Origin of the sequence: Mesorhizobium sp. M1227, from assembly GCF_040318315.1 — a bacterium.
Classification (GTDB): Bacteria; Pseudomonadota; Alphaproteobacteria; order Rhizobiales; family Rhizobiaceae; genus Mesorhizobium.
In genome coordinates, this window is record NZ_JAMYLZ010000055.1 from 1 (window position 1) to 21656 (window position 21656).

A 21656-nucleotide genomic window follows, 5' to 3' on the forward strand; every position below is an offset into this window, starting at 1 on the left:
CGTCATGTGTCCGCCGCTCCGCTAAACACGGGGGCTGCGCGGCGGACACGCCGATGTCACCGCAATGCCACGCCATTTTGCAGAACTTGACGCACACAACTGGCACCGCCCCTCACCTGCCTGCCGGCATCGCTCTCCCCGTAGAACGGGGAGAGGGGCGCAGCGTCAACCTCGCGCATCCGTTTCCCTGACGATTTGGTCCTTCCCCTGATTAGAGGTCAGCGCTATCGTCCAGGGCTACCCACGGGGGCGGGCAATGCGGACTATTGCAACATTGAGGCCGGCGATCCTGCGCCTCATAATCCTTTTGTCGCTTTGCTTGTTTGCAATGGAGCCAGTGAACTCAAAAGATGGCGACGTCTTCATATGTTCAGTAAGCGACTTCCACACATGGTCCGACATACCGTCATCAGATGACTCGGGATTCGTCGCAGCTAACAAGGCCAGGAAATTTGATATCCAAGAATTTGCCGATCACTTCATTGTAACCAGCAAATCGGGCACGTTCAAACCATCGTCAACGAAATACGATATCTTCCGACGAAACGTATATCAGATCGCTGCATTTGACAGCACGACATTTATGCTCGACACCTTCGTTATGAGGACAGCAAATATTGAAGGTCCTCCGACCAAGGCGCGGGTCACGCTACAAACTCCAACATATCTGAACACGTGGTATTTGGACTGCACCTTGCAGAATTGATGCCCGCAGAACCGATGGCTATTCGCGTTCAGGTTTTGCAGTCCATCAGCTAAATCTCTGACGTGCGAAGTCGCTAGGATCATTCAATCCTTTTCCGGCTCGTCGAATGAATGAATCCCGGCCGACTCATTGCCGAGTCTAGCGCCCGCTCTGAAACAACAAGCGTGTGGTTCGAAGCCATGCCGAAGTCATCATGTCCTGGCTGCCCATGGATCTTCATCCAGACGAAGGTTGGAAGTTCTGTTTCTGGCTGCAGCCGATGAAACAACTCCGAAGCAGTAACCTCGACGTCGGCAAACGTCGCCCCTGAAACTCGCATCTTCAGCAGCTCCAGCTCGGCTTCTTTGGTGACAAGATAACAGGGAAAACTCCTTATCAGGACATCACCTATCCAAACGTCAATCTCGTAGTGAAGTTTGTGCACAATCGGCGGGTGAACGCGGTTATCGAGAACCGTATTTTTGCCAAAATCACCAGCAACAAATGGCTCTACATAATAATAATCCATTTTTCACCTATATTTTCCGACAGGCGGCACGAAATGATGGCCATATTTCTTATCCATCATTGTAGAATGATCCAGAATCTGCTGCTCCGTTGGATACGGGTACTTTTCATAGAATTTGTCATTTTCGCCCCTAATGATAACAAGATGCAGAATATCATTTAAATCCTTAGGGATCCCGCGTAGATTTTCTATCGAATTGATCTTTTTCTTCGATAGGAAATTTAGAAGCCTCTTAAGTAATTGCTGCTCAGCCGGATGATGAATTACTACATCCTCGATGTTCACGTCGGGGTTCGCCTGAGCATACGCTTTCCTAAAGCCCCTACGCCTCCGCCCTCGCCGCCTTCTCCAGTGCCGCCAGTTGCGCCTCGTCCAGCGTCAAAAACCCCATAATATGCTGCACCACTTCGGCCCGCGCGTTGCTCAGCGCGCTGTGCAGCTCGAAGCCGTTCGGCGTCTTGGTCTTGGCCAACCACTCGCCATAGGACGGGCGCCGGTAATAGCCGGTTGCGGCCGCCAGGTCGGCCAGCACCATTTCGCCGTCCTGGCCCGAGAACACCCTGAGATAGGCCTTGGCTAGCGCATCCCGCGCCTTGGCCGGGCCGCCGGCCTGGCTGGAATGGGCGAAGCGTTTTTGGCTCATGCGCCCTGCCCGCCCGAAGCATCTTGCACAGCCTGCGGCATCAGCCCGCCGAGCCCGTCGAGCAGGCCGCTGTCGCGCGCCTGCACTGCCGCCGGCACGGCATCCCTGGCGACCTTGCCCGCGGCAGCCATCGCCGCCATGCCGGCCTGTTCAGCTTGAGCCTTGGCTCTGGCATCGCGTATTCCCGCCACTTCGTCCTGGCGGCGAAAAATGCGTTGCGGGCTGCGGCCGGCGCCCTGCACGATCTTCAGCGCCGCGTCGCCGTCGATATTGTCCATCACGCCGGGATCGAACTGCGCCATCTGCATGGCGGTGGTGACAACCTGGATGGTGTCGCGCGCCTCGGCCGAACGGCGCAGCACGTCGAGCGGGCCGGTGAAGGTCGGCCGCAACGCCTTGCCGGCAAGGCTCGCCGGCGGCAGGAAGCGGCTATCTTCCTCGTAAAGTCCCTTGTCCTCGAGAATGCCCAGCTCGCGGTCGAGATTAGAGGCAAAGCCGGCCTGAATGATCGAGCCGGACGGCCCGAGCAGCGCGCCCTTCTCCTCTTGCCGGATCAAGGCCTCGGTCGCCGTCATCTGCGGGTTCTGCACCAGCGTCTGGAACAGGTTGACGAACATCATGTCGCGGATCTCCTCGGCCCGGCTGTCGGCGTAATTGAAGGCATAGGTCGGGTTCTGGCCGGTGGCGATCGGCGCGATCAGCGGCCGGCCGGCATCGTCGATCAGCCCGGGATAGTTCTCGCCGGGATTGAGCACCGGCACATAGTCGAGCCTTGCCTTGGAGGCGGTCGCCGGATCGGTGATCTGCTGCAAGGCGCGCAGGCCGGAGCGCCGCACGGCGTTCTCCTCGCGCACCGTCGTCAGCGCCTCGATGGTCGGCGAGATGCCGTAGGGATCGCCCTCGTAGCGGCGCCAGTTGAAGCATGACACCGGGAACGAGCGAAAACCGCTTTCCCTGACGATCGCCTCCTCGTCCTCGATCACATGATAGGAAGCGAACGCCGTATCGAGATACTGGTAGGAGCCGCTTAGACTGTACATCTTGCGCTCGTCGCGCGGCTGGATGCACTGGATCAGCGAGATCTTCGTCTCGCATTTGGCGGGGTCGTCGACCAGGATTTTGATCCGCGCCGGCAGTCTGTCATAGCCGAGCAGTTGCGCGGCCTGTCTTGCCGTGCGCTCGTAGCGGCGGTGGAAAATGTCGACCTGCCCCCAGCGGTTGCGCGAGAGATAGCCCTCGACCACCGGGATCGAGGCATAGCGGATCAGCGTGCCGCCAAAACCTTCCTCGGCATAGAGATAGGCCGGGCCGTAGCGCACGACATTGCGCAGGCAGGCCTGCGTTGCCGGCACGAAGTTCGAATTGGCGGAATAGCGCAGCGAGAACAGGAAGTCGCGCAGCGCTTCCGCCCATTCCTTCTCCACGTCGGTCTCCTCGTCGTTGATGGCCGCGGTCGACAACCCATGCCATTTCTCCGACTGCGGGATGATCAGGCTTTCCAGCCCCGCGGCCAGCCGGTTGGCGGCCGAGTTTATGGTGTTGGCGTAGACCCGCGCACCGCGCCGCTCCTGCCGCTCGGCCTGCGAATCGAAGCCGGCCTTTCGGCTGCCGCTCCACATGTCGGGCGCATCGGGATCGCAGAATTCCGACACCGCCTCCCAGACATGCTCGTACTGGCTGCGCTCGCTCTCCAGTTCAGCCTGTCGCGACAGGATATCGCGAGCACGGGAATCGCTCATGGTCAGCCTCGCTTGATAAACTCAATTGGAAAAAAGAAGTGGCGGGCACGCCGAAGCGGCCGATCTCCCCACTTGAGGGGGAGACGTCCGGCAGGACAGAGGGGGTCGTCTCGCGTGGACCGGCGACCCCCTCTGTCGCCTTCGGCGACATCTCCCCCTCAAGGGGGGAGATCGGCAGCGCCTTATTCCGCCGGCGTCGTCTCCAGCGCGGCTTTGCGCCCAAAGCGCTGCACCACGAAACGCCCCATCTTCTGGCCGGGTACTTCGATCAGCGTATAGGTGATCCAGGACAGCAGGCACACCACCGGCAAGACGACGACAACAACGACCGCGAAGCGCAACGGCGCCGACAGCTCGTGGCCGAACTGGGTGATGACCAGAGCCGCCACCGGCTGGAGAACCAGCAGATGGATCAAATAGATGCTGAAGGAAAGCTCACCCATCAAATGAAAGAACCTGTTGGCGAGCGTCATGGCGATCTTTCTGGCCACGATGCCCGCCATTCCCGGCAGCATCCGGTAGAGAACCAGGGCAAAGAACCCCAGGACGAGCGCTTCCCGCATCAACAGCTTGCTCAGCCCATAGCCGCCGCCGAAGGGCAGCGCCGCCAGCAGCATGGCCAGTGCCAGATGCACGAAAGGCCGCTTCTGCCTTTGATGGACGACGCCCGCCAGCAGCATCCCGCACAGGAAAATCTGCATCTTCAACGGCAGGAACGACGGCATCGGAAAGTGCACCGACAACTGTCCCATCAAGAACACGATCGCGCTGCCGGTCGCGGCGGTCAGCATGGCCGCCCATAGCCAGTCAAGCCTGCGCACCAGCAGCATAATGGCCGGGAACAGCGCGTAGAACTGCATCTCCAGCCCGAGGCTCCAGTCGGGCAGCGGCGTGCGATAGGCGAAATTCGGCACCAGGCCGAACAGGAACAGCAGATGGGCGCCGATATTCTTCAGGCCGCTGTCGAGATAACGCTCGGGCGCCTGCGGCGACCTCAGCAGGAACTCGTCGATGACCATTCTCGACCCGTAGAGATAGGGGCCAAGCGCCAGGGCAACGAACAGCATGACGTAGAACAGCGGCGCTATCCTGAAATAGCGGCGGGTCCAGAATTTCAGCCAGGTTTCCGGCCTTTGCCAGGGCTCCTTGTCCTGGCGCAGCTGGTAGTGGAACACCATCAGGAAGCCGGACAGCATGATGAACAGATCGACGCCGAGGTCCGGTTCGCCAAGAATAGGAATCTGCCAGCCGGTCAACAGCAGGCAGTGCCCGATGAGCACCCAGATCGCGGCGAGCGCCCGAAGCCCGTCCAGGCACTCGATGCGCGATGACCGGGCTTCTGTCATGCCGAACTCCTCGATTGCCATGTTGCAATGCAGCATGGCGGCTGAGGGAGGAATGTCAACCGTGCGGAAGGAACACGATTTGCGCTGTGCTGTTACGGAAAAACGCGGAACACCGGAGGGCAATTGTAGAGGCATGCACTTGAACACCCGGGGCGCGAAGGATCGCAGCTTACGCGATCCCGGCAGGCAAGCTCCCGTCTATCTCTTCTTCACCAACCTTGCATGCCGCCGCCAGTACCACCAGGCCAGCACCCGGTTGCGGAACACTCTTCTCATGGCGCCCATGTCACACCCCCAGCAGCACGCGGCGCTGGCCGGTCAGCTCACTGGGCGACAGATCGGTCTTCACCGTGCCGGCAGTGCCGTCATTGGCCGCAAGCTGGGCCCGCAAGGCGGCTTCGCGCGCCTGTACGTCCTTGTCGGCAATGGTCGGTGTCGGCGGCAACGGCTTCAGCGCCGGCGGTTTTTGGAAGAGGCACATGGTTTTCTCCAGAGTGAGAGGCTCTTGTCCAGTCGTAGAGCAGAAAATCCTCGCCGTTCCTGCCATAGCCCGGCAGGCGGCAGCGTTGCGTGGCGCCCAGCCGGGCAAGCCAGCGCAGCGCCAGTTGATTGGCCGCCAGCGCTCGCGCCTCGACCCGCAATGCGCCGCGCGCGGCAACTTCAGGCCCGAGCACGGCATGAAAGAATTCCGTAATCCCAGGCACGCAGCGCCTCATGCGGCGCGTGCCCCAGCTCCAGGCGATCCATAAGCCGCCGCGCTGCTCGGCAGCGCCAAAACCGGCCTCCGGATTGCCGTCGAGCTCGGCGACATAGGCAAATCCCTGCAGCGCCATCAGCGCCAGCAGCGCCGGCGACCAGTCGTCGAACTGGCAGTCGATCTCGGCGCGGTCTTCGGGCCGGAGGTTGGCGGCGATATAGGAGAGATCGCGCAAAGTGGCGGGAATGATGCGGAGGGTCATGAGGAAGCCATGGCATGGGCTGTCTTGTAAAACGGGCGACAATCTGACTGCGAACGCAACCACATGGCCATTGAAGAAGTGGCTAAAGGCAGCCGTGCCCTACGCATCGGCACATTGGCAAAGGTCGGCCCCATTGATAAAGAAGCGAAGCGGGCGATCAGATGGGGGACAAATTCGCGTGGCACGAAAGACCATCAGGCTCATGACGCAAACACTTAATATGGAGACGCGTCTCTCAAATCAAATATCTAACGTTCAAGATAGGAACCCACTTCCAGCAGGCTACAGACTCGTTGTGAACGATTTAATGCTGAAGTGGAAGAGTGCTAGGCATCGTCCGGTTGGCCCGTGTGCGACTTACAATTGTCATGGATTAACATTCGCCTCTCGTCGAACGCAGATCACAAGCGCCCAAGAAATTGCATATATATTGGAGGACGATGAATATGTACGTATCCCTCTTCCCCAAGTTATGCCAGGAGACGTTGCCATTTATTACACGAACGGGGACGCAGAGCACTCGGGAATCGTAGTCGAGAAGGATCAATTTAGCCCCTGGATTTTAAGCAAATGGGGGCCTGCGCACGAGGCTATACACAGGCCGGCCGAATGTGAGTATGATGCCTCGGACGTTCGCTATTTTAGAGTTGCAAAATGAGCCGTTCTTCAGATTTCGATTTGCGCAACGCCGTTACAGCCTTCGTGGTTGCTAACACGCCACTTTTCCTGTTGCGAAAGCTTCAATCCGAAGAATCCCTAATTCGCCAGATCAACGAAAGTACATCTGAAAGAGCCTTGATTTCGAAACTAAAGGCTGCACTCCGGACAAAGCCAAAAAATCTGCACTCCGCCGTTCGGCCATACGTTTACTTGGTGGCGTTAGCTAACAGAGAAGCGTTTATGGCTTTGAAGCAGTTTGCCGGCCACCACTATGAGGCTTACCCTTGGTTTGAATATTTGACTGACGTGATTCTCCAAACTGGGCAGACAACAACGATGACGGAAGCCACATTGAATTTGGTTTTGAAACCATCAATCGAGAGTAAGTCGCAGTCGCAGGCGACGGCGTCACATTTGCAACTTGTTCAAAACTAATGAAGCTCATCCTATTTACCTGCTCCGACAGTTTGTCACTAGATGCTCGCTCGAATAGAGTAAGCATCTTCAATCTTATTGACACAATAGCAGCGCCTGCCTTCCCCGTCGCGGTGCCTAGCATGTCGCTACTTGCATGGTTTTCGAGGGAGAGAGGCGACAAAGAAGAATTTAAGATTGTCTACGAATGGATGCTGAACGGATCCAAGATAGGCGAAATGGACACGATGGGCCATTTTCAAGGGGCTCAAAAGACGCGGGCTCTAGTTGACGTTGGGGGCGTAGTAATTCCACAGCCAGGGGTTCTGTCAATTGTCCTAAAGATTGGTAACAAAGAACTGACCTCGTGGGATATCGAAGTTCAAAACATTGGAAGGATTTCGACGGCCCCTCCGACAACTTCCGGCTCCAAGTCCTCGCGATCCTCCAGCACTGAGGCTAAAGGGCGGACGACCACGAAAGTCAGCTAGCTTTTAAGTATCGGCTCTTTCTTACCCATGGCACCTGAAGCTTTCTTACCTGGTTACCTATCCCGCTCACCGAAACGCCCCCAGCGGATCGGCCTGCCCGGCCTTCCGCCGCGCGGCCTTGAACACCGCCGGGTCGACCACCGCTTCCCTCAGCATCATCACGCCGTAGCGGGTCGCCGCCATCAAATCGTCACGCAGCTTCACCACCTGGCCATCCCTGCGATGGTAGAGCCGGAACTCCTCGAACCACGGCAAAAGCGTCGAGAACACCTTGAAGCGGCCTGATTGCATGCGGTCGAGCATGTCCATCAGCCCGGCCTCGACCGATACCGAACCGTCGGCGAACTGCGCATGGCTGGCGAGCATGTTCAGCCCATGTGCGGAATATTGCTTCGCCAGTGCGGTGCCGGCGCCTTCCAGCGTCTCGCGGCGGCCGTCGCGCGGCCAAGCCCATGGCAGCCATTCGCCCCACGGTTTCAGCGTCAGCGCCTGCATTGCCGGAGTTTGCTGCGAAGCCCGGCAGGCCTTTGTGACATAGACCACATCGGCCTCCGTATCCCAGGCGAGCTCGACAGCCGCCGAGGGATGGTCCCAGCCGAAATCGAGCGCGCCGAGCCTTGGCCAATAGCGCGGCAGCGGGAACGGCTCGCAGGCGATCAGTTCCTCGGCCACCGGAAAGATGCGGCCGGAGCCGAGCACCGGAATGCCCTTGGCCCGCGCCTCGCGCTCATGCACCGGATAGGCGGCAATGATCTCGGCGCGCTGCTGCGGCGTATAATGTTCGGCATCGTCGATGGTCATGAAGGTGACGTGACGGGTCATTGTTTTTCACCCTCGCGGCATTGAATCGTGGTGGCGGGTGCGCGCTTCAACGCCCCGCCTCGCGGCTCCGTTTGCATCGCTCGGAACACCTGCCACGGAGCCGGTCGAAAAGTCGGGATCAGATCGCCCGACGTTTGATGCGCACGACTTTCGGCGCCTGTGCATCCATGAACATGTAGCACCGGCCTAGCAGCGCCTTTTTGCCAAAATCATCGAATACGTTCTGCCCGAGCGGCGTGAACAACACCTCGTCGGTCGTCAGTCCGTCCTGGTGGCGAGCCTCGATCTCTGGCCAATGCGCCTTGGCAATGTCGGTCAGCACGACGTTGAAGGCAGGATGATTGTAACTGACCAACAAATTGCCATCGTCCATATCAGACGGTTTCATGTCCGGGTGGTAGTTGTAGATCTCGGCAAGCGTCTGGATGGCTGCCAAGGATGCAGCGCCATCGGAAAGACCAGCCTCCGTCAGCACACAGGTGCCGTTTTCAAGGATGGCAAAGTCACGCTCCTGGTTGAAGTAGTAGCCAAAGCGCTCTTCGATGCGATCGATGGGCTGCGAAAACGATGGCCGCCATTTCGGAACGGGAGGAAAGGTCGCTGACATCTCGGCTCTGCCCGCTGATGATACTGCAATTGAAGACAGGCCGCCGACGAACACCATCCGCCTATTCATAGTCGTGATCTCCCGCCCAACGCAGTCAGTCTAGTTCCGGATCGTGACTTGGCAACCGCGATGATCTCGGCGCAGCGTGTAGTGTCCGGCATCGTCGATGGTCATGAAGGTGACGTGTTTCACCTTGTCCGCATTGAATCGTTTTGGCAGGCGCCGGACGCATGGTGTTGTTCGGCAAAGAAACTTTACGCGCTCGCTCAAAAGGCTTGGGTTCCTCGCCCCACGGAGTGGGGAGAGGTGGCTCGGCGAAGCCGAGACGGAGAGGGGGAATGGCGCCGACCTGTGCAGACAACAATCGAGGGAGCCAGCGTCTGGTGCTTGCCAAAGTCCCCTCTCCGGCCGCTGCGCGGCCACCTCTCCCCACTTTGTGGGGCGAGGAACCCAAGTCCTGCGATGTCACCTCCCCATCCCTCCCACCTGCTCCGCAGACAAAAACAGCAGCACCACGTCGCTCATGCCGAGCAACGGCGTGAAGGTGACGATGGTGATGCCGCCGGTGGCGTTGGTGCGGGTCAGCCCTTCGGAATAGATGTCGAGCGTCGGCTCCTCGTCGAACCAGACGCCGTGCAGCGTTTCGCCCTGCCATTTCTCGCGACCCTTCTCGTAGCTCTTGAACGACAGCACCGATTCACCGGCCTGGACGTCGCCGCCGCCGCCCCAGCGCACCACGACGCTGTCGAGCGCGCCCGGCGCCCGTCCCGCCATCGTGCTGACGAGGGCGTCGGCCGGGATCATGCCGGTGCCCCATGCCGCCTGCTGCTGCGGCGGGCCTATCAGGATGCGCTGCGGATTGTCGCGCGTGCTTTCGCCGGTGACGCCGGCCGCCCACATCCGAACCGGACAGTCGAAAACCTTGCCTTGCCACCAATCGGGATAGCGGCCGGTGAGGTGCATCGCCCATTCGGCGCCGCCGGCCCTGGTCTTGCCGAGCTGGTTGCCGGCCATGAACAGGCGCTCGCGATTGGTCGCGCCGGCGGCGTGGAACTCGGCCTGTCGGGGATAGGGCCGATAGGCGGCAAGCTGGTTAGTGCGGCGCCTCCGGTCCAGCTCCGCCAGCAGGCTGAGATATTCCGTCCTTGCCGCCCGGCTCTGCGAGGCCTTTTGCGAAGCCCGGCTTCTCGAGGAACGGCCTAAGGACGGCTTCGAGGCCGCGGATGCGCTGCCTGATTTCGTCATCGCTCAATGCATCCAGATTGTTGATGTTGACATTAAGATCCTTGGGCAGCACCGACAGCACGAGCTTCAGATACTGATCGGGCTTTTCGGCGCGCACCTCGGCGATGACGCCGGCGCCATGGGCGCGAAAATCGGCGCGGATCGCTTCGAGAAAGCCGTCGGCCAGCGTCTTCTTCGCCCGCCTGGTTCGGCTGCCGGGTGCTTGATCGTGCGGCTGCGGATCGCCGGCGGAAGGAGCCTTGGCCATGCCCTACTCCGCCGTCCCGGCGGACATCGGCTTCTTGTTGCCTGGCCGCACGATGCGCCTGCGCGGCTTGGCCTTCTTGCCGGCCCGTGCCGACTTCGGCTTCCGCAGCTGGCTTGCCGGTTTCGCATCGGTCGTCGTGCCGGGCTTCATCGCACCGGCGTCGGGCAAGGCGTTCAGCCTTGCCCTGAGAATTGCCACCGCGTTGCCGTCGAGTGCTCCCGACGGGAAGCCGAAGCCGCCGACCGCATCGACGGTACCGCCACGCACCATGCCGATCCGCACGCCGGCGGCGACCTGCTCGAAGCGGCCATGGCGGGCATAGGGTCCGGCGCCGGCGAACTCGCCAATAGCGCTGACGGCCTCGCGGCCGTCATCGTCGGTGATGATGGTGGCGTAACGGTTGGACATGGGGTGTTCTCTGAAATGGGCGCACGGGCGCGTTGGGAAATCTATGGACGATAGGTGGTTGCGGACCGGGATAGTCGGTCGCGTTCATTCGCGCCGACATACCTCGGCAGCACACGCAACATTCGGTCGAACAGGAGCCCGAAATGAAAAACCCGCCTCGGCGGGCGGGTCGTTGGAGCCAATTGGCACCATACCCAAATTAGTAGCATAGCTGCCGGCACAAAGCAAGAACAAAATGTGGCACGGCGGCAGAAAAATGCGCTGCCGACTTCGCATCCCCGTCGGTGAACGGATGGAAAGAGGGGCGAAAAGGCGGGGCATTGCGTGAGACTTGCGTTGATGGGATGGTGGTTGCGCTTGAGGGGAACGCGTCATGGGCAATGTCACCAGTCACTACGGCAGCGAGGGCAGCGACGGCATCGTCGATCGCATATTGGCCGCGATCCCGGACGCCGACCCGGCCGGCAAACTCGCGGCCGCGCAACTCTATCCGTTCGATCAGTTCCATGGCCGCGAACTGACCGCCACGCAGGAGCATGCGGCCCGTCTTGCTCCTTTGCCGACAGATCGAATCCTGGATATCGGCAGCGGCATTGGCGGGCCGGCAAGGTTTCTGGCCTCGGCCTATGGCTGCGAGGTCGACGGCATCGACCTGACACCAGCCTTTGTCGCCGCGTCGAGCCGATTGACCGCACTCAGCGGACTGGCAGACAAAGTTCGCTTCCATCAGGCCGACGCAACGAAACTGCCTTTTGGCGACAGCACCTTCGATGCGGCGATCTGCTTCTATGTCGGCATGAACATCGAGAACAAGGCCGCGGTCATCGACGAGGCCTGGCGCGTGCTGAAACCGCGAGGCAGGCTGATCTGGACCGAAGCCGTGCTCGCCGGCGGCGAGCCCTACTATCCAATGCCCTGGGCGGTTTCTGCGGCGACCAGCCACCTCGCCGATCGGGAAAAATTGAAAACCCTGTTTGTCGATGCCGGATTTCGCATCGACGAAATCGTCGACGAAACCGGCGAACATGTTGAGCTGGCGCTGAAGAGGGCCAATTCCGGCATCGTGCCCTCGCCGGCGCAGCAGCAGGCAAATGAAGTCGTCATGGGCGCGGAATTCCTGCAGCGCCGCCGCAACTACATCCGAAGCCTGAGTGACGGAAAGCTCGCCTCGCTCGCCGTGATCGTCTCCAAACCGGCCTGAAACAAAAAACCCGCCTCGGGAGGCGGGTCGTTGGAACCAATTAGCACCATACCCAAGTTAGTAGCATAGCTGCCGGCACAAAGCAAGAACAAAATGTGGCGCGGCGGCAGAAAAATGCGAATTCCGTTCAGCGCCTCGCCTTGTCCGCCTCCCGATTGACCTTCCAAGAAGACCGCTAGGCTGCATTCCTTCGCGGCCCCCTCTGTCCTGCCGGACATCTCCCCCACTTGGGGGGAAATCGGCTTTCGCGCCGGCTTTCGCCAATCTCCAACGTTGCAGGAAGAGCGCAGCGCCGAAACCGCCAATCTCCCCACTTGAGGGGAGATGGCCGGCAGGCCAGAGGGGGGTACTGTCCCGAGCGCTGTCCCGCCGACTTCACAGCCGGCAACACAAGCAACGTTCGATCGAAAAGAAGCCTGAAAACAAAAACCCGCCTCGGCGGGCGGGTCGTTGGAGCCAATTGGCACCTAAATTAGTAGCATAGCTGCCGGCACAAAGCAAGAACAAAATGTGGCGCGGCGACAAAAAACCGAATTTCTCTTCGGCGCCTCGCGTTGCCCGCCAGCCACTTTGTGGGCGCGAACGCAGCGTCGGCAATTGGCGCTTCCTCCATTTGCCGAGGCATCTCACCGGCCGACGAGCAGCCGCAGCCGCGGATCAGAACAGGCATTCGCGCGTTTGAACCCCAGCCAATGGGAGCAAAAGCCATGAACGTAGCCAATCTGCAACTCGAAGGCCTGCTGATGGCCATCGCATCGATCAATCAGGTCCTGGTCCGCAAGGGCGTGGTCTCCGTCGAGGAGATAGACATCGCCTTGCGCAAGGCCGAAGCCAGCGAGACCAACGAGGAAAGGTCCGAAGGCATGTCGGCGTCGAGCCGCGATGCCGTCAACTTCCCGATCCGACTGCTGGAGTTGGCCAATCAATGTCAGCCGGAGACGGACATGCCGTCCTTCTCGAAACTGGCACGCATGGTCGGTCAGATCAAGGAACCTTACAACGACCAGATGTGACGCGGCGACCGAGGATGACCGCCGCAGCAAGCTTTGGCATCACCCCCTGCCAAGCCTCAGCGCCAGGACGCGGCCCGGCCCGTGCACGGCGGCAAACAGCAGCCCGGCCAGGAAGGTGAAGTGATCGACGAAGAAGCCGAACTCCGCCTGGTTGCCGGCCCAGTGCGACGGCCCGTGGAAGGCAAAGCCGAGGAACAGCACATAGGCGCCGGCGACGAGTGCTGCCCATGAGAAGAAGGCGCCGGTCAGGAAGCATAGAACGAGGACGACCTCGAGCAGGGCTGCGCACCAGGCCAGGAAGAGCGGGAATGGAAACCCGGCCGCCGCGATATAGCCGGCGGTGGCGCCGATATCGACGAATTTGAAGATCACGGCCATCAGGAAGACGGCGGCAAAGATCAGGCGGGCGATAAGGATTGCCGCGGTCTGCCACGGCGACTGAACGGATGATTGAGCGGTTTCCAAGGTCATGATGTCCTCCCAGAGTTGCGATGGTTGTGCCCCAAGGACGCACCACCAGCCGCAAGCCCGACATCATCCCCCGAAAAACCTGAGAGATACAAGCGCCGGCACCAAAGTGGCGCCTTCCCTTCTCCCCTTGTGGGAGAAGGTGTCGCCGAAGGCGACGGATGAGGGGTGCTCCAGCTTGGCGCCGGCGGCACTCCGACCAACACCCCTCATCCGTCTCGGCGCTGCGCGCCGATCCACCTTCTCCCACAAGGGGAGAAGAAAGGTTGCGCTACCCCACCTTGACCCCCGGCTTGCTGATCGGCTCCCTTACCGTTCCATACTGGCTGCCCCAGCGGTCGGTCATCGCCCAGCGTATGTCCCAGAGTTCCGGGAAGAAGCGGTGGCGGGCGCCGGCTTCCAGCAATTCGACCGGCCGGCCCTTCAGCGATTTCGCGCCGAGGCCGATCGTGCGGTGGATGAGATAGAGGTGGTTGGCACGGAATTTCTGGAACAGCTCGTCGAACTCGATCAGCGCTTCGGCAACGACATAGCTGTCGCCGTGATCGTAGCCGGTATCGTAGACATCCTCGACCGAAAGGCCGCGGTCGTCGAGGTACGACGCCTTGAAGGCCCGCCACAGATCGGGCGGCAGGCGCAACAGCTGCTTGAAACCTGGCGATTCCTGGCCGCTGCCATTGCCGAGCTGCAGCCGGATCTGCTGGTATTCCTTGGGCGACATGGTTTCGAGCAGGTCGAGCTGCGCCGTCATCAGCCGCATCAGCCGGTGCACGCGCCCCATCAGCGTGACGATGCGATGCGTGTCCTGCTTTTCCAGGAAATCAACGACATCGACCAGCGTATAGGCGATGAGCTTCATCCACAGCTCCTCGACCTGATGAACGATCTGGAACTGCAGCTCGTCGGCATTCACCATCTCGGCCAGCGGCTTCTGGCAGGCCAGCAGCCTGTCGCATTTGAGGTAGACGCCATAGTCGCGCATCTCAGGCGTTTCGATGCGGGCATAATAATCCTGCTTGTCCATGGCCATGCTCCTTGCCGCGGCCGTTGGGCCGCAGGCGCTTGTTGGATCCCGTTCCCGAGTCTAATCGCCTTCTTGCCGAACATTGTCCCTTTCTGTTATTCGATTGGTGCAAAATGAAGGACAAACACTGCATCTGAAGCGGATAGGAAGAACGAATGATGCTGGATGCGGTCGACCGGAAGATCGTCGCGGCGCTCGAACGCGAGGCCCGTATCTCCTTTGCCGCGCTCGCCGACGAGGTCGGCTTGAGCAAGACGCCGTGCTGGAAGCGGGTCAAGGCGCTTGAGGACGCCGGCGTCATCCGCGGCTACTCGACCCGGATCGACCCGGCCAAGCTCGGCTTCGGCATCGAAGCTTTCATCCAGGTGTCGATCGATTTCGAACTGTCGGACGCCTTCGAGGCGGCGGTCAAAAAGCATCCGCTGATCCGCCGCTGCCACGCCACTACTGGCGAGGCCGACTATCTCCTGCAGATAGTCACCGTCGACATGATGGCGCTCGACAGGATGCTGCGCGAGGAGCTCAGCCGGCTGCCCGGCGTGCGGCGCACGATCACCTCGATGGCGATGCGCGAGATCAAGGGCGGCATCTCGTTCGCCAATGCCGTCGGGCATACGCAGACCAAGCGATAGACCGGTCAGGCCCTGGTCATCAATTCGCGTCCCAGCCGCTTCGGTTGCTCGGCGCGCAGAACCACATTTGTCGTCACCGTGCCGTACCGGCCGATGCTGTCGACGATGCTTTCAAGATCGGGCGGTGACGGGACCACGACCTTGACCAGAAAACAATCCTCGCCGGTCACCCGCAGCACCTCGACCACCTCCGGCAATTGGGCGAACTTCTTCAGGCAGGCCTGGATATGCTCATGCGTGGTGCGCAGGCGGATGACCGCCATGGTGCCGAGCCCGAGCGCTGCCGAATTGATCACCGCCTTGTAACCGGTGATGATGCCACGCTCCTCCAGCCGCTTCACCCGTTCCGAGGTGGCGGGCTGGGACAGTCCGACGCGGCGGCCAAGCTCGGAGATGCCGATGCGGCCATCCTCCTGCATGATCTCAATGATCGCCAGATCGGTGGGGTCGAGCCTTGGCCGATAATCGCCGTTCCGCATGATCGCCCTTTAATCCATCGGATTTCGTCGCTGCTTTCCGATGATCTCTCATTCCGCCACCTGGGAGAAGACCTAGAATTGCACGCGCTGCATCAGGAAAGAAGGGCCTCGCATGACCGACTTCATCATTGTGCCGGGCATCGGCGGATCGGGCAAAGCCCACTGGCAGGCACGTTGGCAGCAGGCAAACCCGGCGATGCGGCGGTTCAACCCGGCGAGTTGGGACGCGCCGGACCTCGACGACTGGGTGGCTGCGCTGGAAACCGCTGTATGCCAGGCAAGGACACCGCCGGTGCTCGTCGCCCATAGCCTCGGCTGTCTGCTCGTCGTACACTGGCAGCGGATCTCCACCCGCTCTATTGGCGGCGCGTTGCTGGTCGCGGTTCCGGACCCTGCGTCGCCGGCCTTCCCCTCCTCCGCCCGGGCCTTCGCCGACGCACCGCAACAACGGCTTCGCTTTCCGTCGCTGATTGTCGCCAGCACCAACGATCCCTACGGCTCGCTGGACTATGCCAGGGCGAAATCCGAGCGATGGGGCAGCGATCTCCATATCGCCGGACCGCTTGGCCACATCAATGGCGACAGCGGGCTCGGCGACTGGCCGGCGGGAATGGAGCTGCTGACAGCTTTTCTAGGTCAAACGCAGGCAATCGCCCGAGGCGCCGTGCTTCAGCCGTAACCGCACCAGGACGGCTATCGCGCCGCCGCCCTGATCTGGTTTGCGCCGCGCCTCAGTTCGATGCTGCGGCAGGCGTGCTGAGTTCGAGGAACGGTACGGTCGAGCCCGGGATCATCGACTTCGGCAATTCGCCGTTCCATCTCTCCGCCTTGGTCAGTTCGACCAGCAGCGGATTGTTGGCGATTGCGGCGGCGCGAGCCTTGATGGCGCCCGCGGTCGCATCGCCTTCGACCCTGGTCTTGTAGGCGCTGGCCTCGGCTTCGGCCTTGACGCTGTCGGCGCGGCCCTTGGCCTGGGTGACGGCGATATCGGCCTTGATCTTTTCCTGCTGCAGGTTCTGTTCCTGCTTCTGCACCTCGACCTGCGCCGTCATCCTGGCTTCGACCGCCTGCTCGTAGGCATCGGAGAAGTCGATGTTCTCGACCTGCACGCTGTCGATCATCACCGGCCCGTCGGTTACCGCCGCGATGGCCTCGGCGACGTCCTTGTTGAACTTCGCCCGGTTCTGGATAACCGACACCGCGTCGTACTGGCCGAACACCGTCTTGATCTCCTGCGGTGCCTTCCTGGCAATGACACGGTCGGCCAGCGCCTCGATCGATCCATAATTGGTGTAGACGTTGCTGACTTCGGCGGCCGGCACGTGGAAATTGACGGTGACGCGCATGTCGGCCGGCTGCTGGTCGCGCGAATAGGCCTGCATGGCCGGCAGGCCGCTGCAATCGTTCTGGTTCTCGCAGCCCCATTTGAGCACCTGCTGGCGCAGGCTGATCTTCTCGACACGCTGTAACCACGGCAGCTTGAAATGCAGTCCGGGATCAACGACCGAACTCAGCGCTCCGTTGGTCAAGAGCACGCCGCGGTCGCCCTGATCGATCGTGTACCAGGATCCAAACAGCGCAAAGACGCCGAGCGCCACGATGACGAGTGCGATCAGGCCGGAACCGATCGACCCCGATGCTATCCCCGGCTTGCCCTGCGGACGGCTTGAATTACCTTGCGTTTCGGTCATCACCCCACCCCAACCTGATTGCCCGTGCTGCTTTTGCCCACAATAGTGGCGGCATTGCAATCCTCTGGATATGGAAAGACCTTCGGGGCAGCCGGCCGGACCGGCGGGTGGTTCAGGGTGGCCAGCCGATTTCCCCTGCAGCCGCGGCTGCGGGCTGGGACGCGTTGCCTGGCGTCTGCTTCTGCCGTCCGGCATCGGTTCTGCGCTTCGGGCAATCCTCGTAGTCGTGGTCGCAGATTGCGAAGGCTTGCGCACCGGCAAGGTCGATTTCGCCACGGAACCGCTGCCGCCGCATGAAAGTTATCTGCTCATTGCAACGGGAGCACAGGACATGGCCGACGACCCGAACCGCTACGAGACCGGAGCGAGGAAATATCCGGCAAAGACGAGCCGCGACGCGGCCGACGAATTTTCGCAGGATGCGGCCGGCAACAAGCCACCTCCCGGCGGCATGGGATTGACCAGGCCGGCTGACGATTTCGATGACAGGACCCTGCATTCGGAGGGCCAGAACCCGCCGCGCGCAGCGATCCGGCCAGACGGCAAGGCCACCGCCAAGAAGCCCGGCAAGGACGCAAGACGATGAACGTCGCCAATCTTCAGCTCGAAGGATTGATGATGGCGATCGCGGCCGTCAACAACGCGCTGGTCCACAAGGGCCTGCTGTCGGTCGACGAGGTCGACATGGCGTTGCGCCGGGCCGAGGCGGCGATGACCAGCGAGGAGCGTCTCTATGAAGACATGTCGCCATCCAACCGCGACGCCGTCTGCTTTCCGCTCAGGCTGCTGCAGGCGGCCAACAATGCCCAGGGTGAAACCGGCGTACCGTCCTTTGCCGAACTGGCCAGGATGGTCGGCCGGACCAAGGAGCCCTATAACGACCAGATGTGATGGAGGACGCCATGGCCGACGACAAATCCAAGACCAAGCAGGATCGCAAACTGGTCTCAGGCGAAGAGCCTTACGAGGTCGCTGCCTTTGCCCGCAAATACGGCATACCGCAAAGCGAGGCCGCGACCATCATCAAGCGCTACGGCCCCTCGAGGAGGAAGCTCGACGCGCATATGGCGAGCCGCAACGCCTGATCCAATTCTAGCGGTGGCCGCCGTTCACGCCGGAAGCGTCCCTGCCCTGCCGCCTTGTCGAGAGTATCGGCACCGTCAGCCGTGACCTGTCGGGTTCGCCCCTGTGGGGATTCAACGCCTGGTTTTGACAGCCGCGGAATACTCTCGCGGCGCAACAACTCATTTACCTCGACGCTGTACCAGTCCGATGAGCAAAGCCGGGGGGTCGGATGCAGGAACAATTATTGCGCTACGAATGTGTCATGGAGCCGAACGGCCGATGGATGGTGTGGGACATCGTTCACGATCTGCCGGCGCAATTTTCGCAAATCGCGCTGATCGGCCTGAGCCGTCGTGAAGCGGTTTCGCTCTGCCGGCTGCTCAACGAGACGAGCCGTTCCGAGACGCGGCAGAGCCGGGCCTCCTGAGAAGCATGCTCTCAGGCCTGCCCAAGCGCGAGGGGATCTACATGCGATCGACAATATTCGGTCTGGTCCTGCTGCTGCCGGCCGCCGCCCTGGCAGAACCGATCGAGACGCAGAAGATCATCACGGCGGCGACCGGCGACTGGAACGGCGACGGCGCCGCCGATCTGGCGATGATCGTGGAGACCGAGCCCGGCCATCCCATGGACATGTATTTTTTCCTCAAGGATCGCGATGGCGATTTTCTAAAACCTGCCGGGGTCGTGCATGAACAGATTTACGGCGAATGGAAGGATTATGACCGGCCGGGCCCCGCCACATCCGACACCGAGCCCGAACTCACCGCGCTCCCCAACGGTTCGATCAAGCTCTATGTTCCGGCGATGGAGATCGGCAGCGAGCGGACCAATAAGACGCTGACGCTCGCCTGGCGCAACGGCACGTTCGTCGTCGCCGGTTTTGCCTACGATTATTGGGATTACATGGACGACAATGTTGCCGGCGACTGCGACTACAATGTGCTGACCGGCAAGGGCAAAAGCAGCAAGAAGCTGGCGGACGGCAGCACCAGGCAAGCGACCGTATCGGTCGAAGGCAAGGTCATCCCATTTGCGGAATGGACCCCGGGCACTGGCTTCAGCGCTTGCGGAGAGTGAGAGGTTTCGGTTGCCTCACTGCAGCGGCGGCTTCCACAGCAGGCTGTTGCGATCGGCGGACTTGACGCGCAGCCAGGTTTCGCGGCCATCGCGCAGCACCCGGAGCGGGATCTCGGCACCCGCCGGGCCGCTCTTCCAAAGCTTGCGATAAAAATCGGCAAGCCCATCGACCGCCGTGTCGCGGACATCCGAGATGACATCGCCTTGGCGAAGGCCCGCCTGGGCGGCTGGACCGCCCTCGGCGACGCTCATCACCACGACCTTGCCGTCGCTCTCGGCCGAGAAGGCGCCGAGCCACGGCCGCGGCGGCCTGGCGACCTGCCCGCGCGTCAGCAGATCGTCGAGGATGGGCGGCAGAAGATCGATCGGCACCACCATGTTGATGTCGGCGACCTCGCCGTTGCGGCTCATCTGCAGGCGCAGTGAACCGATGCCGAGCAGCCTGCCATCCGCGCCGATGAGGCCGGCGCCGCCCCATGAGGGGTGAGCCGGCGCCGTGAAGATCGCCTCGTCGAGCAGATATTCCCAATAGCCGGCGAATTCCTGCTTGGTGACGATCCGCGCCCGCACGGAGCGGCCGACGCCGTCGGCGAGCACGACGGGATCGCCGATCTTGGCCCTGGACGCATCGCCGAGCGCAATGGCGGGCAGCCCGAGCGGCGCCAGCGCCTGCACCAGGCCGAAGCCCGACTCCTGGTCGTAGGCGAGCGCATGGGCGGGAACCACGCGCCCGTCCTGGTCGGCCAGCCAGACCTCCTCGGCCTCGGTGATGAGATAGCCGATGGTGAGTACCAGCCCGTCGCCGCGGATGACCACGCCACTGCCCTCACGGCGGGTGCCAAGTGTATTTGCCGTGAAGGCGTCCTCTGGCACGGTGGCGCGGACGGCCACGATGGATCGCAAAAGGGGTTCGATATTCATGCTTTGGTTCCTGGCAATGTTCGCAGCTGATATGGGCTATAGGTATGGCGCAGGTGATCAGGCGCAAGAGGTGGCGCCGGCTTTGGCGTGGACCGGCGCCGCGCCGTTCGCGCCGGGGTTTTGCAACAGCGCCGGCAGCCCTATCTGTACCTACGGCTATCCCAAGCTGCCCTATGCAAAGTTCCTCCGCCATTGCCCACGTTGATATCTGATATCCTCCCAACCCAACCCTTCCAAAGGCCTCCCAAATGAACGACTACGCAACGGACCAATACACCCCGCCAAAAGTCTGGACCTGGAACAAGGCAAATGGCGGCGCTTTCGCCAGCATCAACCGGCCGATCGCCGGCCCGACGCATGACAAGAAACTGCCGGTCGGCAAGCATCCGCTGCAGCTTTATTCGCTGGCGACACCGAACGGCGTCAAGGTGACGATCATGCTGGAGGAACTTCTGGCGCTCGGCCACAGCGGCGCCGAATACGACGCCTGGCTTATCAGGATCAACGACGGCGACCAGTTCGGCAGCGGCTTCGTCGAGGTCAACCCCAACTCGAAGATCCCGGCCATGATGGATCGCAGTGGGAAAAAGCCGGTCCGCATCTTCGAATCCGGCTCGATCCTGCTCTACCTCGCCGAAAAATTCGACGAATTCCTGCCGACGGAGCAGCCGGCTCGCGCCGAGACGCTGTCATGGCTGTTCTGGCAGATGGGCTCGGCGCCCTATCTCGGTGGCGGCTTCGGCCATTTCTACGCCTATGCGCCGACGAAGATCGAATATGCCATCGACCGCTTCGCCATGGAAACCAAGCGGCAGATGGACGTGCTCGACCGACGCCTCGCCGAAAGCGAGTATTTAGGCGGCAACGACTATACGATTGCCGACATTGCGGTGTGGCCCTGGTATGGCGGGCTGGCCAAAGGCCGTATGTATGACGATTCCGGCGAGTTCCTGCAGGTGGAGCAATACAAGAACGTGCAGCGCTGGGCCGACGCCATCGACGCGCGGCCGGCGGTCAAGCGCGGCCGCATGGTCAACCGCACCTTCGGCGAGCCTTCGATGCAGCTGCACGAGCGCCATGACGCCAGCGATTTCGAGACCAGGACACAAGACAAGCTCGCGGCGGCCAAAAGCTAAGCGGACGACTGAAACTGCTGATCTCCCCCCACAATGGGCAGGGCTATTGCAGATGGAAAGCCGAGGCTTTCGCTCTACGACGTACCCCCACCCCTAACCCCTCCCCACAAGGGGGAGGGAGACTTCCGTTGGCGCTGACCTCGGCAAATTG

30 protein-coding genes are annotated in these 21656 nt (G+C 61.3%); 14 read left to right on the forward strand and 16 right to left on the reverse strand.

Annotated features, from left to right (window positions below):
• Nucleotides 1-785: 785 nt before the first annotated feature.
• The 6 genes from NKH28_RS32125 to NKH28_RS32150 all read right to left on the reverse strand — a co-directional run bounded on the left by NKH28_RS32125 (nucleotide 786) and on the right by NKH28_RS32150 (nucleotide 5901).
• The gene (locus tag NKH28_RS32125) at nucleotides 786-1214 is read right to left on the reverse strand and encodes a hypothetical protein (protein ID WP_352981241.1); all 429 of its coding nucleotides are present in this window, start codon (nucleotides 1212-1214) and stop codon (nucleotides 786-788) included.
• A gap of 3 nt (nucleotides 1215-1217) precedes the next feature.
• Nucleotides 1218-1499 carry a hypothetical protein gene (locus NKH28_RS32130; RefSeq protein ID WP_352501182.1) on the reverse strand — a complete coding sequence of 94 codons (282 nt, stop codon included), beginning with the start codon at nucleotides 1497-1499 and terminating at the stop codon, nucleotides 1218-1220.
• Between the two features lie 37 nt (nucleotides 1500-1536).
• A complete protein-coding gene (locus tag NKH28_RS32135) occupies nucleotides 1537-1857 on the reverse strand; it encodes a Bbp19 family protein (protein ID WP_352816921.1) in 321 nt (106 codons plus the stop codon).
• Complete coding sequence (locus tag NKH28_RS32140; RefSeq protein WP_352981242.1) at nucleotides 1854-3596, reverse strand: portal protein; 1743 nt, start codon at nucleotides 3594-3596, stop codon at nucleotides 1854-1856. The genes NKH28_RS32135 and NKH28_RS32140 overlap by 4 nt, the downstream gene beginning before the upstream one ends.
• 182 nt (nucleotides 3597-3778) lie before the next feature.
• The gene (locus NKH28_RS32145) at nucleotides 3779-4942 is read right to left on the reverse strand and encodes an acyltransferase family protein (RefSeq protein ID WP_352981243.1); all 1164 of its coding nucleotides are present in this window, start codon (nucleotides 4940-4942) and stop codon (nucleotides 3779-3781) included.
• Nucleotides 4943-5307: 365 nt separating this feature from the next.
• Nucleotides 5308-5901, reverse strand: coding sequence for a hypothetical protein (locus NKH28_RS32150; RefSeq protein WP_352981244.1), 594 nt, complete (start codon nucleotides 5899-5901; stop codon nucleotides 5308-5310).
• A 63-nt stretch (nucleotides 5902-5964) separates the two neighbouring features.
• Between NKH28_RS32150 and NKH28_RS32155 the strand changes: the two genes are divergently transcribed.
• From NKH28_RS32155 to NKH28_RS34595, 3 genes are all read left to right on the forward strand, one after another.
• Nucleotides 5965-6120, forward strand: a complete 156-nt coding sequence (locus NKH28_RS32155; protein ID WP_352981245.1) for a hypothetical protein — start codon at nucleotides 5965-5967, stop codon at nucleotides 6118-6120.
• A gap of 435 nt (nucleotides 6121-6555) precedes the next feature.
• Nucleotides 6556-6996 carry a hypothetical protein gene (locus NKH28_RS32160; protein WP_352981246.1) on the forward strand — a complete coding sequence of 147 codons (441 nt, stop codon included), beginning with the start codon at nucleotides 6556-6558 and terminating at the stop codon, nucleotides 6994-6996.
• Complete coding sequence (locus tag NKH28_RS34595; protein ID WP_502906690.1) at nucleotides 6996-7466, forward strand: DUF6941 family protein; 471 nt, start codon at nucleotides 6996-6998, stop codon at nucleotides 7464-7466. Before NKH28_RS32160 ends, NKH28_RS34595 begins: the two co-directional genes overlap by 1 nt.
• 66 nt (nucleotides 7467-7532) lie before the next feature.
• Here NKH28_RS34595 and NKH28_RS32165 read toward each other — a convergent pair whose 3' ends face one another.
• The 5 genes from NKH28_RS32165 to NKH28_RS32185 all read right to left on the reverse strand — a co-directional run bounded on the left by NKH28_RS32165 (nucleotide 7533) and on the right by NKH28_RS32185 (nucleotide 10795).
• On the reverse strand, nucleotides 7533-8288 hold the full coding sequence (locus NKH28_RS32165; protein WP_352981247.1) for a phage terminase large subunit family protein: 756 nt from the start codon (nucleotides 8286-8288) through the stop codon (nucleotides 7533-7535).
• Between the two features lie 118 nt (nucleotides 8289-8406).
• On the reverse strand, nucleotides 8407-8952 hold the full coding sequence (locus tag NKH28_RS32170; RefSeq protein WP_352541147.1) for a hypothetical protein: 546 nt from the start codon (nucleotides 8950-8952) through the stop codon (nucleotides 8407-8409).
• Nucleotides 8953-9360: 408 nt separating this feature from the next.
• Complete coding sequence (locus NKH28_RS32175; RefSeq protein WP_502906691.1) at nucleotides 9361-9909, reverse strand: terminase large subunit domain-containing protein; 549 nt, start codon at nucleotides 9907-9909, stop codon at nucleotides 9361-9363.
• A gap of 79 nt (nucleotides 9910-9988) precedes the next feature.
• Nucleotides 9989-10387 carry a hypothetical protein gene (locus tag NKH28_RS32180; protein ID WP_352981248.1) on the reverse strand — a complete coding sequence of 133 codons (399 nt, stop codon included), beginning with the start codon at nucleotides 10385-10387 and terminating at the stop codon, nucleotides 9989-9991.
• Nucleotides 10388-10390: 3 nt separating this feature from the next.
• Nucleotides 10391-10795: a hypothetical protein gene (locus NKH28_RS32185; protein ID WP_352685201.1), complete on the reverse strand. Its 405-nt coding sequence runs from the start codon at nucleotides 10793-10795 to the stop codon at nucleotides 10391-10393.
• Between the two features lie 373 nt (nucleotides 10796-11168).
• Between NKH28_RS32185 and NKH28_RS32190 the strand changes: the two genes are divergently transcribed.
• Together NKH28_RS32190 and NKH28_RS32195 are read left to right on the forward strand one after the other, a co-directional pair.
• On the forward strand, nucleotides 11169-11996 hold the full coding sequence (locus NKH28_RS32190) for a class I SAM-dependent methyltransferase (RefSeq protein WP_352685199.1): 828 nt from the start codon (nucleotides 11169-11171) through the stop codon (nucleotides 11994-11996).
• 707 nt (nucleotides 11997-12703) lie between these two features.
• Nucleotides 12704-13009 carry a hypothetical protein gene (locus NKH28_RS32195; protein ID WP_352472199.1) on the forward strand — a complete coding sequence of 102 codons (306 nt, stop codon included), beginning with the start codon at nucleotides 12704-12706 and terminating at the stop codon, nucleotides 13007-13009.
• A 39-nt stretch (nucleotides 13010-13048) separates the two neighbouring features.
• Here the strand turns inward: NKH28_RS32195 and NKH28_RS32200 are convergent, their stop codons facing one another.
• The gene (locus NKH28_RS32200; protein ID WP_352836861.1) at nucleotides 13049-13480 is read right to left on the reverse strand and encodes a DoxX family protein; all 432 of its coding nucleotides are present in this window, start codon (nucleotides 13478-13480) and stop codon (nucleotides 13049-13051) included.
• Nucleotides 13481-13748: 268 nt separating this feature from the next.
• A complete protein-coding gene (locus NKH28_RS32205; protein ID WP_352472085.1) occupies nucleotides 13749-14501 on the reverse strand; it encodes a tryptophan 2,3-dioxygenase family protein in 753 nt (250 codons plus the stop codon).
• A gap of 155 nt (nucleotides 14502-14656) precedes the next feature.
• Here NKH28_RS32205 and NKH28_RS32210 point away from each other — a divergent pair, with 155 nt between their 5' ends.
• Nucleotides 14657-15133, forward strand: a complete 477-nt coding sequence (locus NKH28_RS32210) for an Lrp/AsnC family transcriptional regulator (RefSeq protein ID WP_245274655.1) — start codon at nucleotides 14657-14659, stop codon at nucleotides 15131-15133.
• A gap of 5 nt (nucleotides 15134-15138) precedes the next feature.
• Here the strand turns inward: NKH28_RS32210 and NKH28_RS32215 are convergent, their stop codons facing one another.
• The gene (locus tag NKH28_RS32215) at nucleotides 15139-15612 is read right to left on the reverse strand and encodes an Lrp/AsnC family transcriptional regulator (RefSeq protein WP_352981249.1); all 474 of its coding nucleotides are present in this window, start codon (nucleotides 15610-15612) and stop codon (nucleotides 15139-15141) included.
• A gap of 112 nt (nucleotides 15613-15724) precedes the next feature.
• On the opposite strand from NKH28_RS32215, the gene NKH28_RS32220 reads away from it, so the two are divergent.
• The gene (locus NKH28_RS32220; RefSeq protein WP_352981251.1) at nucleotides 15725-16291 is read left to right on the forward strand and encodes an RBBP9/YdeN family alpha/beta hydrolase; all 567 of its coding nucleotides are present in this window, start codon (nucleotides 15725-15727) and stop codon (nucleotides 16289-16291) included.
• A gap of 52 nt (nucleotides 16292-16343) precedes the next feature.
• Here NKH28_RS32220 and NKH28_RS32225 read toward each other — a convergent pair whose 3' ends face one another.
• The gene (locus tag NKH28_RS32225; RefSeq protein WP_352981252.1) at nucleotides 16344-17303 is read right to left on the reverse strand and encodes a prohibitin family protein; all 960 of its coding nucleotides are present in this window, start codon (nucleotides 17301-17303) and stop codon (nucleotides 16344-16346) included.
• 70 nt (nucleotides 17304-17373) lie between these two features.
• On the opposite strand from NKH28_RS32225, the gene NKH28_RS32230 reads away from it, so the two are divergent.
• The 5 genes from NKH28_RS32230 (at nucleotide 17374) to NKH28_RS32250 (ending at nucleotide 19448) form a co-directional block, all read left to right on the forward strand.
• Nucleotides 17374-17889 carry a hypothetical protein gene (locus NKH28_RS32230; protein ID WP_352981253.1) on the forward strand — a complete coding sequence of 172 codons (516 nt, stop codon included), beginning with the start codon at nucleotides 17374-17376 and terminating at the stop codon, nucleotides 17887-17889.
• Nucleotides 17886-18194, forward strand: coding sequence for a hypothetical protein (locus NKH28_RS32235; protein WP_352472092.1), 309 nt, complete (start codon nucleotides 17886-17888; stop codon nucleotides 18192-18194). The genes NKH28_RS32230 and NKH28_RS32235 overlap by 4 nt, the downstream gene beginning before the upstream one ends.
• 11 nt (nucleotides 18195-18205) lie before the next feature.
• Nucleotides 18206-18388 carry a DUF3606 domain-containing protein gene (locus NKH28_RS32240; RefSeq protein WP_023675702.1) on the forward strand — a complete coding sequence of 61 codons (183 nt, stop codon included), beginning with the start codon at nucleotides 18206-18208 and terminating at the stop codon, nucleotides 18386-18388.
• A gap of 209 nt (nucleotides 18389-18597) precedes the next feature.
• Nucleotides 18598-18795, forward strand: a complete 198-nt coding sequence (locus NKH28_RS32245; protein WP_352472094.1) for a hypothetical protein — start codon at nucleotides 18598-18600, stop codon at nucleotides 18793-18795.
• A 41-nt stretch (nucleotides 18796-18836) separates the two neighbouring features.
• Nucleotides 18837-19448 carry a hypothetical protein gene (locus NKH28_RS32250; RefSeq protein WP_352981254.1) on the forward strand — a complete coding sequence of 204 codons (612 nt, stop codon included), beginning with the start codon at nucleotides 18837-18839 and terminating at the stop codon, nucleotides 19446-19448.
• A 15-nt stretch (nucleotides 19449-19463) separates the two neighbouring features.
• Here the strand turns inward: NKH28_RS32250 and NKH28_RS32255 are convergent, their stop codons facing one another.
• A complete protein-coding gene (locus NKH28_RS32255) occupies nucleotides 19464-20369 on the reverse strand; it encodes a S1C family serine protease (RefSeq protein ID WP_023675699.1) in 906 nt (301 codons plus the stop codon).
• Here NKH28_RS32255 and NKH28_RS32260 point away from each other — a divergent pair.
• Both NKH28_RS32260 and yghU read left to right on the forward strand, forming a co-directional pair.
• Complete coding sequence (locus tag NKH28_RS32260; RefSeq protein WP_352981255.1) at nucleotides 20368-20574, forward strand: hypothetical protein; 207 nt, start codon at nucleotides 20368-20370, stop codon at nucleotides 20572-20574. The genes NKH28_RS32255 and NKH28_RS32260 overlap by 2 nt on opposite strands.
• Before the next feature lie 43 nt (nucleotides 20575-20617).
• Nucleotides 20618-21505: a glutathione-dependent disulfide-bond oxidoreductase gene (gene yghU, locus NKH28_RS32265; protein ID WP_352981256.1), complete on the forward strand. Its 888-nt coding sequence runs from the start codon at nucleotides 20618-20620 to the stop codon at nucleotides 21503-21505.
• Nucleotides 21506-21656 lie beyond the last annotated feature (151 nt).

What these genes read in the sequence shown, in the direction of transcription:
- NKH28_RS32125 (WP_352981241.1), bottom strand. Translation starts at nt 1,214, where the DNA reads ATGGATTATTATTATGTAGAGCCATTTGTTGCTGGTGATTTTGGCAAA.
- NKH28_RS32135 (WP_352816921.1), bottom strand. Translation starts at nt 1,857, where the DNA reads ATGAGCCAAAAACGCTTCGCCCATTCCAGCCAGGCCGGCGGCCCGGCC.
- NKH28_RS32140 (WP_352981242.1), bottom strand. Translation starts at nt 3,596, where the DNA reads ATGAGCGATTCCCGTGCTCGCGATATCCTGTCGCGACAGGCTGAACTG.
- NKH28_RS32145 (WP_352981243.1), bottom strand. Translation starts at nt 4,942, where the DNA reads ATGACAGAAGCCCGGTCATCGCGCATCGAGTGCCTGGACGGGCTTCGG.
- NKH28_RS32150 (WP_352981244.1), bottom strand. Translation starts at nt 5,901, where the DNA reads ATGACCCTCCGCATCATTCCCGCCACTTTGCGCGATCTCTCCTATATC.
- NKH28_RS32155 (WP_352981245.1), top strand. Translation starts at nt 5,965, where the DNA reads ATGGCCATTGAAGAAGTGGCTAAAGGCAGCCGTGCCCTACGCATCGGC.
- NKH28_RS32160 (WP_352981246.1), top strand. Translation starts at nt 6,556, where the DNA reads ATGAGCCGTTCTTCAGATTTCGATTTGCGCAACGCCGTTACAGCCTTC.
- NKH28_RS34595 (WP_502906690.1), top strand. Translation starts at nt 6,996, where the DNA reads ATGAAGCTCATCCTATTTACCTGCTCCGACAGTTTGTCACTAGATGCT.
- NKH28_RS32165 (WP_352981247.1), bottom strand. Translation starts at nt 8,288, where the DNA reads ATGACCCGTCACGTCACCTTCATGACCATCGACGATGCCGAACATTAT.
- NKH28_RS32170 (WP_352541147.1), bottom strand. Translation starts at nt 8,952, where the DNA reads ATGGTGTTCGTCGGCGGCCTGTCTTCAATTGCAGTATCATCAGCGGGC.
- NKH28_RS32175 (WP_502906691.1), bottom strand. Translation starts at nt 9,909, where the DNA reads ATGGCCGGCAACCAGCTCGGCAAGACCAGGGCCGGCGGCGCCGAATGG.
- NKH28_RS32180 (WP_352981248.1), bottom strand. Translation starts at nt 10,387, where the DNA reads ATGGCCAAGGCTCCTTCCGCCGGCGATCCGCAGCCGCACGATCAAGCA.
- NKH28_RS32185 (WP_352685201.1), bottom strand. Translation starts at nt 10,795, where the DNA reads ATGTCCAACCGTTACGCCACCATCATCACCGACGATGACGGCCGCGAG.
- NKH28_RS32190 (WP_352685199.1), top strand. Translation starts at nt 11,169, where the DNA reads ATGGGCAATGTCACCAGTCACTACGGCAGCGAGGGCAGCGACGGCATC.
- NKH28_RS32195 (WP_352472199.1), top strand. Translation starts at nt 12,704, where the DNA reads ATGAACGTAGCCAATCTGCAACTCGAAGGCCTGCTGATGGCCATCGCA.
- NKH28_RS32200 (WP_352836861.1), bottom strand. Translation starts at nt 13,480, where the DNA reads ATGACCTTGGAAACCGCTCAATCATCCGTTCAGTCGCCGTGGCAGACC.
- NKH28_RS32205 (WP_352472085.1), bottom strand. Translation starts at nt 14,501, where the DNA reads ATGGACAAGCAGGATTATTATGCCCGCATCGAAACGCCTGAGATGCGC.
- NKH28_RS32210 (WP_245274655.1), top strand. Translation starts at nt 14,657, where the DNA reads ATGATGCTGGATGCGGTCGACCGGAAGATCGTCGCGGCGCTCGAACGC.
- NKH28_RS32215 (WP_352981249.1), bottom strand. Translation starts at nt 15,612, where the DNA reads ATGCGGAACGGCGATTATCGGCCAAGGCTCGACCCCACCGATCTGGCG.
- NKH28_RS32220 (WP_352981251.1), top strand. Translation starts at nt 15,725, where the DNA reads ATGACCGACTTCATCATTGTGCCGGGCATCGGCGGATCGGGCAAAGCC.
- NKH28_RS32225 (WP_352981252.1), bottom strand. Translation starts at nt 17,303, where the DNA reads ATGACCGAAACGCAAGGTAATTCAAGCCGTCCGCAGGGCAAGCCGGGG.
- NKH28_RS32230 (WP_352981253.1), top strand. Translation starts at nt 17,374, where the DNA reads ATGGAAAGACCTTCGGGGCAGCCGGCCGGACCGGCGGGTGGTTCAGGG.
- NKH28_RS32235 (WP_352472092.1), top strand. Translation starts at nt 17,886, where the DNA reads ATGAACGTCGCCAATCTTCAGCTCGAAGGATTGATGATGGCGATCGCG.
- NKH28_RS32240 (WP_023675702.1), top strand. Translation starts at nt 18,206, where the DNA reads ATGGCCGACGACAAATCCAAGACCAAGCAGGATCGCAAACTGGTCTCA.
- NKH28_RS32245 (WP_352472094.1), top strand. Translation starts at nt 18,598, where the DNA reads ATGCAGGAACAATTATTGCGCTACGAATGTGTCATGGAGCCGAACGGC.
- NKH28_RS32250 (WP_352981254.1), top strand. Translation starts at nt 18,837, where the DNA reads ATGCGATCGACAATATTCGGTCTGGTCCTGCTGCTGCCGGCCGCCGCC.
- NKH28_RS32260 (WP_352981255.1), top strand. Translation starts at nt 20,368, where the DNA reads ATGCTTTGGTTCCTGGCAATGTTCGCAGCTGATATGGGCTATAGGTAT.
- NKH28_RS32255 (WP_023675699.1), bottom strand. Translation starts at nt 20,369, where the DNA reads ATGAATATCGAACCCCTTTTGCGATCCATCGTGGCCGTCCGCGCCACC.
- yghU (WP_352981256.1), top strand. Translation starts at nt 20,618, where the DNA reads ATGAACGACTACGCAACGGACCAATACACCCCGCCAAAAGTCTGGACC.